The sequence below is a fragment of the Streptomyces sp. NPDC057617 genome (genome assembly GCF_042800555.1).
Classification (GTDB): Bacteria; Actinomycetota; Actinomycetes; order Streptomycetales; family Streptomycetaceae; genus Streptomyces.
Genome location: NZ_JBHVGV010000023.1, coordinates 55,271 through 67,618 on the forward strand (window position 1 = coordinate 55,271; position 12,348 = coordinate 67,618).

14 protein-coding genes and 1 pseudogene are annotated in these 12,348 nt (G+C 69.3%); 11 read left to right on the top strand and 4 right to left on the bottom strand.

Features of this window, described 5'->3' with window-relative positions:
* The first annotated feature begins 11 nt into the window (after window positions 1-11).
* Window positions 12-203: a DUF397 domain-containing protein gene (locus tag ACFU9P_RS34310; protein WP_384088670.1), complete on the top strand. Its 192-nt coding sequence runs from the start codon at window positions 12-14 to the stop codon at window positions 201-203.
* Window positions 204-370: 167 nt separating this feature from the next.
* Here ACFU9P_RS34310 and ACFU9P_RS34315 read toward each other — a convergent pair whose 3' ends face one another.
* Window positions 371-994, bottom strand: coding sequence for an NADPH-dependent F420 reductase (locus tag ACFU9P_RS34315; protein ID WP_384088673.1), 624 nt, complete (start codon window positions 992-994; stop codon window positions 371-373).
* Window positions 995-1,026: 32 nt separating this feature from the next.
* A complete protein-coding gene (locus ACFU9P_RS34320) occupies window positions 1,027-1,761 on the bottom strand; it encodes an SDR family NAD(P)-dependent oxidoreductase (RefSeq protein ID WP_384088676.1) in 735 nt (244 codons plus the stop codon).
* Between the two features lie 142 nt (window positions 1,762-1,903).
* Between ACFU9P_RS34320 and ACFU9P_RS34325 the strand changes: the two genes are divergently transcribed.
* The 5 genes from ACFU9P_RS34325 (at window position 1,904) to ACFU9P_RS34345 (ending at window position 6,927) form a co-directional block, all read left to right on the top strand.
* Entirely contained in the window at window positions 1,904-2,515 is a 612-nt protein-coding gene (locus ACFU9P_RS34325; RefSeq protein ID WP_384088679.1) for a TetR/AcrR family transcriptional regulator, read from the top strand.
* Window positions 2,512-2,724: a hypothetical protein gene (locus tag ACFU9P_RS34330; protein ID WP_384088682.1), complete on the top strand. Its 213-nt coding sequence runs from the start codon at window positions 2,512-2,514 to the stop codon at window positions 2,722-2,724. Before ACFU9P_RS34325 ends, ACFU9P_RS34330 begins: the two co-directional genes overlap by 4 nt.
* Window positions 2,725-2,985: 261 nt before the next feature.
* The gene (locus ACFU9P_RS34335; protein WP_376383945.1) at window positions 2,986-3,201 is read left to right on the top strand and encodes a hypothetical protein; all 216 of its coding nucleotides are present in this window, start codon (window positions 2,986-2,988) and stop codon (window positions 3,199-3,201) included.
* A gap of 689 nt (window positions 3,202-3,890) precedes the next feature.
* Window positions 3,891-4,436: a DUF4158 domain-containing protein gene (locus ACFU9P_RS34340; RefSeq protein ID WP_384088685.1), complete on the top strand. Its 546-nt coding sequence runs from the start codon at window positions 3,891-3,893 to the stop codon at window positions 4,434-4,436.
* Window positions 4,437-4,707: 271 nt separating this feature from the next.
* A complete protein-coding gene (locus ACFU9P_RS34345) occupies window positions 4,708-6,927 on the top strand; it encodes a Tn3 family transposase (protein WP_384088687.1) in 2,220 nt (739 codons plus the stop codon).
* Between the two features lie 51 nt (window positions 6,928-6,978).
* Here the strand turns inward: ACFU9P_RS34345 and ACFU9P_RS34350 are convergent, their stop codons facing one another.
* Entirely contained in the window at window positions 6,979-7,602 is a 624-nt protein-coding gene (locus ACFU9P_RS34350) for a type III effector protein (protein WP_376383937.1), read from the bottom strand.
* Window positions 7,603-7,730: 128 nt separating this feature from the next.
* Here ACFU9P_RS34350 and ACFU9P_RS34355 point away from each other — a divergent pair, with 128 nt between their 5' ends.
* The 3 genes from ACFU9P_RS34355 (at window position 7,731) to ACFU9P_RS34365 (ending at window position 9,140) form a co-directional block, all read left to right on the top strand.
* On the top strand, window positions 7,731-8,162 hold the full coding sequence (locus ACFU9P_RS34355; RefSeq protein ID WP_376383935.1) for an Hsp20/alpha crystallin family protein: 432 nt from the start codon (window positions 7,731-7,733) through the stop codon (window positions 8,160-8,162).
* A 105-nt stretch (window positions 8,163-8,267) separates the two neighbouring features.
* A complete protein-coding gene (locus ACFU9P_RS34360; protein WP_093599672.1) occupies window positions 8,268-8,663 on the top strand; it encodes a DUF2267 domain-containing protein in 396 nt (131 codons plus the stop codon).
* Window positions 8,664-8,696: 33 nt separating this feature from the next.
* Window positions 8,697-9,140, top strand: a complete 444-nt coding sequence (locus ACFU9P_RS34365) for a DUF2267 domain-containing protein (RefSeq protein ID WP_376383932.1) — start codon at window positions 8,697-8,699, stop codon at window positions 9,138-9,140.
* A gap of 218 nt (window positions 9,141-9,358) precedes the next feature.
* Here the strand turns inward: ACFU9P_RS34365 and ACFU9P_RS34370 are convergent, their stop codons facing one another.
* Window positions 9,359-9,697 (bottom strand): MerR family transcriptional regulator, encoded by a 339-nt coding sequence (locus ACFU9P_RS34370; protein ID WP_376383930.1) that lies wholly within the window; start codon window positions 9,695-9,697, stop codon window positions 9,359-9,361.
* A gap of 843 nt (window positions 9,698-10,540) precedes the next feature.
* Between ACFU9P_RS34370 and ACFU9P_RS34375 the strand changes: the two are divergent.
* Together ACFU9P_RS34375 and ACFU9P_RS34380 are read left to right on the top strand one after the other, a co-directional pair.
* Window positions 10,541-10,931: pseudogene (locus ACFU9P_RS34375) on the top strand (ATP-binding protein).
* A 221-nt stretch (window positions 10,932-11,152) separates the two neighbouring features.
* Entirely contained in the window at window positions 11,153-12,160 is a 1,008-nt protein-coding gene (locus tag ACFU9P_RS34380) for a recombinase family protein (RefSeq protein ID WP_384088692.1), read from the top strand.
* Window positions 12,161-12,348 lie beyond the last annotated feature (188 nt).

Below are 12,348 nucleotides of genomic sequence, written 5' to 3' on the forward strand. Positions count from 1 at the left end.
GGACTACGACCATGAAGTCTGTCGGATGGCGCAAGTCCAGCCACAGCGGAGCCGCTCAAGGCGAATGCCTCGAAGTCGCGGACGGGTACGCCGACATCCCGGTCCGCGACTCCAAGAACCCCACCGGCCCGAGCCTCCGCTTCCGTACAACCAACTGGTCGTCGTTCATCGCGGCCGTCAAGTCCGGAAGCTTGACCGGCTGATCGCGCAACGCCCTCATCCGTTGGGCTTCGCCGACGGATGAGGGTCCGCCGTGGGCGATAGGGATAAGAGCCATGGCAAGAGACGAAACCGGACAGGGCCGAGTAACCTGCCGGACGTCGCGTGGTGTCTGGACATGACCCAGCGTACGGAACTCGACAAGCCCTGCTCAGACGGGAAGTTCGGTGATGCTGAGGGCGAAGTCCAAGTTCCCCACCCCGTGGTTGGCGAGGCCCACCGTGACCACGCCCGCTCCTTCCAGCCAGTGCGCCATTTTCAGGCCGCCGACGTCCAGCGGGCGCAGCCCGAGGCTCTCGATGAACGCCTCCACACTTGCCTTGGCCTGCGCGTTGTCGCCGGCGATGAAGACGTCGGGCCGGCCCTTCTCCAGGACATGGCGGAAGACGGTGTTGAACGCCTTCACCACGTTGGCGCCGGCCGGGGCCGCCTTGGCGACTTGCTGCGCGATCGAGGTCTCCTCGCGGTGGGCCAGCCCGTCGAACGTGGAGTTGAAGGGATTGCTGATGTCGACGATGACCTTGCCGGCGAGAGCGTCTCCGTACTGGGCGACGGCCGGCACGACACCGTCGTACAACAGGGCCACGATGACGATGTCCCCGGCCGGGGCGGTGCCCCATTCTCCCGTCGTGGCGCCGCCGCCGAGAGCCTTGGCCAGGTCGGCGGCCTTGGACTGATCGCGTCCCATGACCTCGACGGTGTTGCCGCCCGCTATCGCCCGCGTGCCGATGGTGCGGGCCATGTTCCCGGTGCCGATGATGCTGATGTGGCTCATGAGGTGTCCTGCCCTGGTTGTGGTTGTGCGGTTCAGATGGCGGTGGTGCCGCCGTCGGCGACGAGTTCCATGCCGTTGACGTAGCTGGAGTCGTCGGAGGCGAGGAAGAGGGCGGCGGTGGCGATTTCGTCGGGGTGGCCCATCTGGCCGCGGGGGATGAGGGACTCGAACTGGCGCTTGGTGGCCTCGTCGAAGAGTTCTTCCTGCTTGGCGGTGGCGACCTGGCCGGGGGTCAGGACGTTGACGCGGATGCGGCGGTCCTTGAGCTCGTTGAGCCAGACGCGGGCCCATGCCTGCTGGACGGCCTTGCTGCCGGCGTAGACGCTCCAGCCGGGGAAGGCGCCGAGGGAGGCGTTGGAGCCGGTCATGAGGATGGAACCGCCGTCATTGAAGAGCGGGAGGGCCTTCTGGACGGTGAACAGGGTGCCGCGGGCGTTGAGCCCGAACCAGGTGTCGAACTGGGCCTCGGTGATCTCGCCGAGCGGGGCGGGCTCGCCCCCGCCGGCGCTGGCCCACAGCACGTCGATGCTGCCCTTCTCCCGCTTGACGGTGTCGTACAGGCGGTCCAGGTCGTCCAGGTCGGCGGCGTCGCCCTGGACGCCGGTGACGTTGCGGCCGATCTGCTTCACGGCCTCGTCCAGGGCGTCCTGGCGGCGGCCGGTGATGAAGACGTGCGCTCCCTCGTCGACGAACAGCTTCGCGCCGGCCAGAGCCATGCCGGTGGTGCCGCCGGTGATGACCGCGACCTTGCCGTCGAGCTTTCCCATAGTCGTTCCCTTGAGTCGGTGGTGCCGTGCGTGCCTGGGCAACGGTGTTATGTACACCGCCCTGTGTGGTTACGGTACGGGGCGCCCGGTCGGGGCGCAACTATGTACACCGGTCGTTACCCATCTGGGGTAGCATGGAGCCATGACGGAGTTGGAGAAAGGCCCCACGGGCCGCCGCCGCGGCCGGGGCGCCCGCGAGCGCATCATCAGCGCGTCCCAGCAGCTGTTCCGCGAGCAGGGCATCAACCGCACCGGCATGGACCAGCTCTGCGCGGCGGCCCAGGTGTCCAAGCGCACGGCCTATCAGCACTTCACCGGCAAGGACGAACTCGTCGCCGAGTACCTGCGCCGGTTCGACCCCTCCGTTCTGTCCGGCGTGTTCGACCGCACCGACCTCACGCCCCGCGAACGGCTCCTCGCCGCCTTCGACATGCCCCCCACCACCCCCCTGTGCCCCTACATCGCCGCCGCCGTCGAACTCCACGACCCCCAGCACCCCGCGTCCCAGTACGCACGCGACTACAAGAAAGCCGTCGCCGCGCGGCTCGCCGACACCGCCCGCGAAGCCGGCGCCGCCGACCCTGAACAGCTCGGCGAGCAGCTCGCGCTGCTCATCGACGGCGCCGCGGCCCGCACCCGGGTCCTCAACGCCGACGCCTTCCCCACCGCCGCCGCCATCGCCGCCGTCCTCATCGACAACGCCATCCCCGCCACAGCCGGCGATGACCGGCGACGCGAGGAAGTGTCGAGTTGACTTGGCACTCCGCGGCCGGGCTGGACGCGCTGCCGGCCGCGCGGCTGCACCGGCTGGTACGCGACACCAGCCACCCGGCACCCGGCCCGGACCTGCTGGCTTTTACGGAACCGGCCGCCCGCCTGCCGCAGGCCGCAGCAGAAGCGGCCGGGGAGACCGGCGCCCCGCGAAGGCTTCAGGAGTGTGCGACATCCAGTGGGTTGCCCTGAGCCTCGCTGGGTCCTCAACCCTGTGGCCAGGCGGTTCGTCCTCGTCTCCGGCAGCGACGCACAGGCTGACGCAACCTCGGGATTCCTGAAGCTTTCTCACCGTGTCTGATCGATTGACGATCGGGGTGAAGGTGACGGGGCTTGCCCTGGCGCTGGCTGTCGTACGGAACCTGCGCGATGTCCGGTCGCCGGCCACGGCGGAGGAGCTCCGGCACTGCCGATTCCGCCGTCCGAGCCGGAGGCCAAGACGCTGTCCGCCGGGTGGGGCAGCGAGTTGGCGACCTGCCGGAAGTTCGCCCCGACCACCCGGAACTGCACCGCCTCCAGCTCATAACCCAGGTCGGACCGCGGGCCAGCGAGGCATGCAAGCTCGATCCGGCGGACATCAAGTGGGACCTGGGCCGTTTCGGCAAGCCCCACGTCCGCCACGGCAAGGGCGCCACGGGCTCGGGCCCGCGCGAGCGGATGGTTTCCTGATCAACGGCGCCGACCGCACGCTGCGATGGTTGAGCGCTGCAGGCCGTGGCCATGCTCCGGCTTGCCCTGGATCAGGAAACCGTGACCGACGTCCTCGACTTCATCGAAGCCAGGTCTCCACAGGACGGGATCTACTTCTGGCCCGCTGTTGCCGCGGCCGACTGGACGGGGCAGCGAGTGCACCGCTTCCTCACCTCATGCATCTCCAGCCCTCGATCCGATGTCGCCGAAGCCGCCACGAACTCCCTGGCTGGGAACTACGGCGCTTACCGACCCCTGTAGGCGGACCCGCACCTCAGGTTCGTCGTGAACCCGGGCCTTCTCGCTGCAGAATTGGCTGCCGGACCCATGGGTTCCTACCGAGAACCCTTCAGTTTTCGGGAACTCACGGGGCTGTAGGGGGTTGAGGAACATCGGAACGAAAACCGGCTCTAAAGCCTAGATCCGCCCTGGCGGGCGGCTGACGGAGTGCCGGCAGCCGGAGCCGTCCGAAGTCTTCCTACAGATAACGCCCTATTATCTGCGGCATCGCTGATCTTGGCCCTGTTCTCCCGAAGCTGCCGTGAAGTGACAAGTAGCTCTCTGTAGCGGATCTGGGGTGTGCTTGTCAGGGTTTTCGATCTTCTGGGTTCATCGGGGACCGTGCTCGGCGACGTTGGTCCGGTCATGACGACCGGAAGGAGCCCGGGGTGCGGCAGGAGTGGGAGCCGGAGGACCTGATCGAGGTCTGGACGCTGCTGGAGGAGGATCAGGAGCGGCTGCGGAACAAGTCGGGGGCGAACCGGTTGGGGTTCGCGCTGTTGCTGAAGTTCTTCGAGGTGGAGGCCCGGTTCCCGGAGAACGCTGAGGAGATCCCGGCGCCGGCGGTGGCGTACGTCGCCCAGCAGGTGAAGGTGCCCGCCGAGGAGTGGGCCGCGTACGACTGGGCGGGGCGGGCGATCAAGCGGCACCGGGTGGAGATCCGGGGCGCGTTCGGCTTCCGCGAGTGCACGGAGGAGGACCAGGCCCAACTCGCCGAGTGGCTGGCGGTGGAGCTGTGCGGGGTGGAGCTGTCGAGGGACCGGCTGGCAGAGGCCGTGGTGGCCCGCTGCCGCAAGGACCGGCTCGAGCCGCCGACGCCGGGGCGTATCGCCCGCCTGGTGGGGTCGGCGGTCAACACCTTCGAGGAACGGTTCTGCGCGGCCACGGTGGGCCCCGGCTGTCCGCAGCGACCCGGTCCCGGCTGGATGACCTGATCGCCGAGGACGCCGACGCGAGCGAGGACAGCACGGGCGGCGGGGGCACGTTCTTCACCGAGCTGAAGGCAGACCCGGGCACGCTGGGGCTGGCCAGCCTCCTGGCGGAGGTGAACAAGCTCCAGCGGGTCCGCGCGCCGGAGCTGTTCGGGGACGTGTCGGAGAAGCTGGTAGCCGCCTGGCGGGCACGGGCGTCGAAGGAGTACCCCTCGGAACTGCGCGCGGCGGCTGCGGCCCGGTGCGCTACACGCTGCTGTCCACGCTCTGCCACGTGCGGGAGACGGAGATCACCGACTCGCTGGTGGAGCTGTTCATCCAGCTCGTGCAGAAGATCAACACACGGGCGGAGAAGAAGGTCGAGGGCGAGTTCAACAAGGAGATGAAGCGGGTCCGCGGCAAGGAGGGCATCCTGCTGCGGCTGGCGGAAGCGGCGGTCGCCGAGCCGGGCGGCACGGTCCGCAAGGTTATCTATCCGGTGGCCGGGGAGTCCACGCTGAAGGCCCTGGCGGCGGAGGCCGCGGCGAACGAGGCCCGCTACAGGGCCCGGGTGCGTACGGTGCTGCGCTCGTCGTACTCCAACCACTGGCGGCAAATGCTCTCGCCGCTGCTGAACGCGTTGGAGATGAAGTGCAACAACACCGCCTACCGGCCGGTGATGGACGCGATCGACCTGCTCAAGCGGTACCTGGACCAGCCCATCGCCAAGGAGGGCGCGTTCTTCGACGAGGCGGAGAGGATCCCGCTCGCGGGGGTGGTGCGCGAGGAGTGGCGCAAGGCGGTGGTGGACGAGCGCGGCCGGGTCGAACGCATCCCGTACGAGCTGTGCGTGCTCGTCGCGCTGCGGGACGCGCTGCGGCAGCGGGAGATATGGGTGCCGGGCGCAAACCGGTGGCAGAACCCGGAGGACGATCTACCACCGGGCTTCGAGGACAACCGCGATGTCCACTACGACGCGATCCGCCAGCCGCAGGACCCGGGGAAGTTCATCGGGGCCCTTCAGAAGCGGCTGCGCGAGGCCCTGACCCGCTTCGACATGGCGCTGGAACTGGGCACCACGGGCGGGGTGGACATCGTGCGCCGGCACGGCGAGCCGTGGATCAAGGTCACGCCGCTGGGCAAGCAGGAGGAACCGGAGAACCTGGTCGCGCTGAAGGCGGAGATCGAACGCCGCTGGGGCACCATCGACCTGATCGACATCCTCAGGGAGGCCGAGTTCGCCACCGGTTTCACCGGCGAGTTCACCTCGGTCGCCACGCGGGAGGCGGTCCCGAAGGCGGTGCTGCGGCGCCGCCTGCTGCTGGTGCTGTTCGCCCTGGGCACGAACATGGGGATCAAGCGGGTCGCGGTCACCGGCAAGCACGGCGAGAGCGAGGCCGTGCTGCGGCGGGTGCGGCACCTGTTCGTCAACCGGGCCAACCTGCGTTCCGCGCTGGTTCGGCTGGTCAACTCCACCTTCGCCGCCCGCGATCAGGCGTGGTGGGGCGAGGGGACCGCCTGCGCGAGCGACTCCAAGAAGTTCGGCTCCTGGAGCTCGAACTTCATGACCGAGCGGCACCAGCGCTACCGCGGCCCCGGCGTGATGATCTACTGGCACGTCGAGAAGAAGGCGCTGTGCGTCTACAGCCAGCTCAAGTCCTGCTCGGCCTCCGAGGTCGCCGCGATGGTCGAGGGCGTGCTGTGGCACTGCACGGACGTGGAGATCGACTGTCAGTACACCGACACGCATGGCGCCTCCATCGTCGGGTTCGCCTTCGCCCACATGCTCGGCTTCAATCTGCTCCCCAGGCTGAAGAACGTGGGATCGGCGCGGCTGTACCGGCCGACGGCCGGGGAGGACGAGAAGTGGCCGAACCTGGCGCCGGTGCTCTCGACCAAGACGATCGACTGGGACCTGATCCGCCAGCAGTACGACCAGATCGTGAAGTACACCACCGCCCTGCGCCTGGGCACCGCCGAGGCCGAGCAGGTCCTGCGCCGCTTCACCCGCGGCGGGCCCAAGCACCCCACGTACCGGGCGATCGAGGAACTGGGCCGGGCGGTACGTACGGCGTTCATCTGCGACTACCTCGCGGACGCAGACCTCGGCCGCGAGATCAACGACGGGCTCCAGGTCGTGGAGAACTGGAACTCCGCCAACCATGACCTGTTCTACGGCAAGGACGGCGACCTGACCGGCTCCGACAAGGAGTCCCAGGAGGTGTCCATGCTCGCCCTGCACCTGCTCCAGTCCGCGCTGGTGCACGTCAACACCCTGCTCCTCCCGGACATCCTGAGCGAGGAGAAGTGGCAGAAGCGGCTCACCGACGCCGACCGGCGGGCGCTGTCCCCGCTGTTCTGGACGCACGTGAACCCCTACGGCCGCTTCGAGCTGGACATGGACTCCCACCTCGCCCTCGCCGCCGCGGTGGCCACGCTGCCGGGCCCCCGCACCGCGCCCGCGGCGAAAACCGCACAGTCCGCGATGGCCGGTGCGGCCGGGTCGGCATCCTGAAGACCCATAGGCCCGGCGTCGCCGGCGGGCGGCAGGGTCGTTGACTCGTACCTACGGGGTTGTGAGGGTGTCGAGTCGGGCAGCGAGGTCGGAGTGGGCTGCAGCCAGGTGGGGGCGGGTGGCGGTCAGGGGGGCGATGAGGTCGGCGGGGTCGTCGTGGGCGAGGGCCGCGTGGAGCTCGCTGAGCGGGTGGCGGGCGGCGGGGGGAAGGTCGGTGAGGGCAGTGATCTGGCCGGCGAGGCGGCGCAGGTCGGCCGCGTTGCGGCGGGCGAGGGTGGCGGTGGTGCGGTCGGCGGCCCGGGCTTGGCGGGTGGCCGTCACGCGCTGCTCGCCGGTGGTCCCGGCGGGGCCGGGGCGGCCGCGCAGGTAGCGGCGTTCGGCGGCCTGGCGGCTGGCGACGCCGAGGGGGTGGGCGAGGTCGGCCCAGCTGGCGCCCGCGTCGCGGGCGGTTTCGATCAGGCCGGTCTCCCATCCGGCGAGCTGTTCGCGGACCTGCCGCAGCAGCGACAAGGAGGCCAGGGCCTGTTCCGGACCGGGGGCGGGGGCGGTCGGGGTCTCGTGCTGGGCTTCGCGCAGGGCGTTGTCTATGGCGTTGAGGGCCGCCGCGGCGGCGAGGAACGACGCCGGGCTGTGGGCGTCGGTGCTGGTCGTGGACGGCTGGTCGGCCGGGGTCACGGACACCTCCCTCGGGTTGTCATCAGGCTGATGACATCATGTTTGTCATCCATCGGATGACATGTTACAACGGAACCAGTAAGGCGCATTGGCAGTAACTGCCTGAACCCGCTGGAGGTGTTTTCACGATGTTGATGCGCACTGACCCCTTCCGTGAGCTGGACCGGCTGACGCAGCAGCTGATGGGCCCGGGTACCTGGTCGAAGCCGTCGGCGATGGCGATGGACGCCTACCGCGAGGGCGACGAGTACGTGGTGGCCTTCGACCTGCCCGGTGTCACCGCGGACGCGATCGACATCGACGTCGAGCGGAACATGCTGACCGTCAAGGCCGAGCGCCGGCCGGTGGCGAAGGCCGACGACGTGCAGATGGAACTGTCCGAGCGGCCGCTGGGCGTCTTCTCCCGCCAGATCGTGCTCGCCGACACCCTCGACACCGAGCACATCCAGGCCGGCTACGACGCGGGCGTGCTCACCCTGCGCATCCCGATCGCCGAGCGCGCCAAGCCCCGCAAGATCTCCATCGGCGTCGGGACCGGCCACAAGGAGATCTCCGGCTGACACCGGCCGGACAGGTGCGGAGGACGGGCACCTGATCTCCCCCTCCAACCCGCCCTCCGCACCCCTACGGGCATCCGAATGAAACAAGACGGGGTGGCGGCCGAGATGGCTCTGCGACGCGAAGCGTTCCTCGACCACGTCAAGGAACGCGGCGAGTACGACACTGTGGAGGAAGCCGAGCGCGCCGCCCGCGTGGTGCTCGCCCTGCTCGGCGCGCACCTGGTCGGCGAAGTCCGCGCCCAGCTCGCGGCACGCCTGCCGGAGGAATTCGCCCTGATCCTGCTCAACCCGCTCCAGAGCGCCGAACCGCTGCCACCGGAGCGGTTCCTGCGGGCCACTGCGGCCTGGATCGAGGGCGCCACCGAGCACACCGCGACCTGGGACGTCAGCGCCGTCCTCTCAACGGTCGCCGACACGGCCGGCGATGACCTGCTGGGCCAGATCCTGCTCCAGCTCCCCACCGGCTACGACCTCCTCTTCGGCCGCCCCCAGCCCACCTGACCACCCTGGCTCCTATGAAAGGCATGCACCGCAGTGATCACCGACGTACGCGTACCGTTTGAGCACCAGCAGCCGTACTCGACGGCGTACGAGCAGATGCTGGAGAAGGTCCGCTACGAAGGCGCCTACCCCACCCGCGAGCGAGCAGACGAAGCCGTCCGCCTGGTCCTTTCGGGGCTGGGACGCCAGCTGACCGGCGACGAACGCGTCGACCTGGCGCGCTGCCTGCCCCGGGAGGCCGCCCGCGTCCTGACCGCGCAGATCCCCGACCCCCAGCCACTGACCGGCTGGGCCTTCGTCAAGGACCTCGCCGCCCGCACCGGCGCCTCTCTCGCCACCACCCGCTGGGACACCGGCTCCGTCCTCGCCGCCGTCGCCGCCCACACCGGCCCCGACCTCATCACCCGCATCCTGCACCAGCTCCCCACCGGCTACGCCCTGCTGTTCGGCCGCGCCGAACTCAACCCCGCCGCGTAAACGGTCCGTGCCCTTCCAGTGCCAGGCAGGGTTGGACGACGGTGCACGGCCCGCGCGCCCCGCAGGGAGAGGCCGCCGCAGCCCGGCGTGACAGCCGGGCTCCGGGCGGGGCCGGAGCCATGGTGAAGACGACGTTGCCCGGGACGCCGGAGCGTCCCGGGCAGTATGTGTGGGCGCCAGCCGCGAAGCCGCTTGGGCAGGTGCAGGTCTTCGCCGTCTCAGGCCGTGGCCGGCGGAGCGGATGACTCGGCGGCGCGGCGGTATTCGGCGTTGATGCGCTGGGCTTCTTCGAGCTGGTCTTCGAGGATGACGATGCGGCAGGCGGCCTCGATCGGGGTCCCGCGGTCGACGAGCTCCCGGGCCCGGGCGGCGATGCGCAGCTGGTAGCGGGAGTAGCGGCGGTGGCCGCCCGCGGAGCGAAGCGGGGTGATCAGGCGGGCTTCGCCGATGGCGCGGAGGAAGCCCTGGGTGGTGCCGAGCATCTCGGCGGCCCGGCCCATGGTGTAGGCGGGGTAGTCGTCGTCGTCGAGACGGCCGAAGGTGTCGTCTGCTGTCATTGCACCTCTCTGTGGAACACGCTTGAGGGGCCCTGGTGTCGTACGACACCAGGGCCCCGAAGGAACTGCTACACCATCTGCCGGCCCTGGTACTGCGCCGGCGTTCTGTTTCCGCTGACCCGACGGGAACGCTGTCGGGGGTGCGGGGATCGCGGTTGCTTGACCGGAGACCACCTCACTATCGATGTCCTGCGGTACCCGGGCTCAAGACTTCCGCCCGGGCGATCCTGATGGCGCCTGGCTCCTCCGTTCTTCCTCGGTGATCAACTGCGTACTGCTGGTACTGCGAACTGCTCAGCGGCCTGTGACAGCGCCACCCTTCGGCAGCCAGCCCCGTCGCCCGTCCTGCGTCTGCTCTGGCTTAGAACCCCACTGCCGAACTTCCCGGCGCGCGCGCCCGCAGCCGACGCCTTCACCGAGGTACTGCTCACTGACTTCACTGCTGGGTACCGCGTCCTGCACTTACGGGTACTGCGTCAACAGCGGTACTGCTCACGGCGGCCCCTGATCACTGCGGGCCACCCGGTCCGGTCGCCAGTCCCGTCGCCGTCCTGCAACAACCCTGGCTTCAAAACTCCGCCACCGCACCGTCCTGCCAACTGCAACTGCGGGTACTGCTGCCCGGCAGTTCGTCTCTGCCAGGCCCTGCTGACTTCCTGGGGTTACGAGAGAAACATAACCAGACCACCACCCAATGTCTACTCCAGCCACCATAGATTTTCGTGCGTTCGGCCATGAGGTAATCGAACTCGAACAGCGACGACACAGGGTTGGCGGACCACAGGCCGGGCACAAGCACCGCGCAGACAACCGGGCATGACGATGCAGAGGCCAGGTGACCTGATGGACACGATGAGCGTCACTGTCGCACCCGCGCGATCCACGACGTCCGTCGCCGTCGCACGCGACAGCGCCCGGGACTTCCTCGCGGGTCTCGCCGGATCCGATCCCAGCCGAGGCCGCCGACACCGTGGTCCTGGTCGTCTCGGAGCTCGTCACCAACGCCCTGCGCCACGACGGCGGCGACTGCACCCTGAAACTGACCGCGCACCCGGACGGCATCGAGGTGGCCGTGCGCGACCGCAGCCCGCAGGCGCCGCGCATGCGCACCCCTGACCTGAACGGCGGCACCGGAGGCTTCGGCTGGCCCATGGTCAACCGCCTCGCCCACACCACCTCGGTCATCCGTCGGCCGTCCGGCGGCAAGACGGTCAGGGCAATTCTCGCCGGGTAGCGCCAAGGCGCCTCGGCACCGGACCGCTCCGACCTGAAGGTCCTGCGGTCACCCCTCGCCTGACGGTCGGATCGCTTCGCAGAAACAGTCCTTTGCGCGAGCAAGATCAACCATGACCCGCGAGTACCCCGCCGATCCCGGATTCGTTCTCAGAACCCGTTCTCACTTAAAAGCGGGAGTGATCCCCTTCTGAGACTTGCATTGTGCGAAAATCCGGGCCCATGACGGGCCCTCAGCAACCTTCGCCGACCGACCGGTCGGACGCGGACGACGTCGAACAGCACGCCTGTCCGAAGTGTGACGCCCAGCCCGGTTCCCCGTGCCGCTCGCGCGGCGGCGCGGTCGCTTCCACCTACCACACCCGCCGCTTCACCATGGTGCCCCGGCTGAAGAAGGTGCTGCGGGTGCCGACCTCGGCGGACCGCGGCCCGGGGCGACCGTGGCGGCCGGGCACCCCGCCGCCGGCGCCGATCGACCCGGACCTGCCGAGCGCGGACATCCGCATCGGATACGCGAGGCGCTCGACCCTCGGCCAGGAACTCGACTCCCAGCTCGACGCGCTCAGCAAGCACGGCATCCCGAGGGACAAGATCTTCAGCGAGAAGATCAGCACCCGCGTCCGGGTCCGCCCCCGGTTCGAGGAGGCGCTGAGGACGGCGCGGGAGGTCAAGGCGCACGCCCCGCACTGCCGGGTCATCTTCACCGCGTACGAGATGAAGCGGCTCGGGCGGGACGCCGCCGAGCTGACTGCGCTCGCCGACCACCTCACCACGCACGGCCTGGTGCTGGAGATGCTGGCCGGGCCCCTGCCCGGCATCTACGACCCCACCGGGCCGGGAAAGCTGCTGTTCGCGTTCTTCGCCGCGATGGCGGAGACCGAGCGGGAGAACATTCGGGAGTCGACGCTGGAGGGGCTCGACACCGCAGCCCGCAAGGGCAAGCACGGCGGCCGGCCGCCGGTCATCACCGAGGACATGCTGCATACCGTGCTGCGGCGCCGCGCGGGCGGCGAGTCCGTCGAGCAGATCCAGCCCGATCTGATCATCCCCACCGGCAAGCGAAAGGGGCAGAACCCCTCCGTCGCCGGCATCTACCGGGCACTCGCCGAGCACGAGAAGCGGGCGGCGTACCCGGAAGCCGTCGAACAGGCCCGCGCCGACTACGCCGCCCTCACTGGCAGCGAGGTTCCTGAACCTCGTACAGAAGCCAAGGCCCTAACGACACGCTGAGTTACTTGTCACTTCGTGGCAGCCTCGGGAGAACAGGGCCGAGTTCGAGGCCGTCATCCCGGCCCAGGGCGCTGGCGCGCCGCCGGTTCGAACAGACGGCTGATCACATACGTCCGTACGCGGTGGCGCAGGAAGAACTCGTACGCAGCTGGGAGGTTGTGAGGATGCGGGTTGCCCGCCAGTGTCAC

Coding starts and splice junctions, on each gene's coding strand:
- ACFU9P_RS34310 (WP_384088670.1), top strand. CDS start 12: ATGAAGTCTGTCGGATGGCGCAAGTCCAGCCACAGCGGAGCCGCTCAA.
- ACFU9P_RS34315 (WP_384088673.1), bottom strand. CDS start 994: ATGAGCCACATCAGCATCATCGGCACCGGGAACATGGCCCGCACCATC.
- ACFU9P_RS34320 (WP_384088676.1), bottom strand. CDS start 1,761: ATGGGAAAGCTCGACGGCAAGGTCGCGGTCATCACCGGCGGCACCACC.
- ACFU9P_RS34325 (WP_384088679.1), top strand. CDS start 1,904: ATGACGGAGTTGGAGAAAGGCCCCACGGGCCGCCGCCGCGGCCGGGGC.
- ACFU9P_RS34355 (WP_376383935.1), top strand. CDS start 7,731: ATGTTGATGCGCACTGACCCCTTCCGTGAGCTGGACCGGCTGACGCAG.
- ACFU9P_RS34360 (WP_093599672.1), top strand. CDS start 8,268: ATGGCTCTGCGACGCGAAGCGTTCCTCGACCACGTCAAGGAACGCGGC.
- ACFU9P_RS34370 (WP_376383930.1), bottom strand. CDS start 9,697: ATGACAGCAGACGACACCTTCGGCCGTCTCGACGACGACGACTACCCC.
- ACFU9P_RS34380 (WP_384088692.1), top strand. CDS start 11,153: ATGACGGGCCCTCAGCAACCTTCGCCGACCGACCGGTCGGACGCGGAC.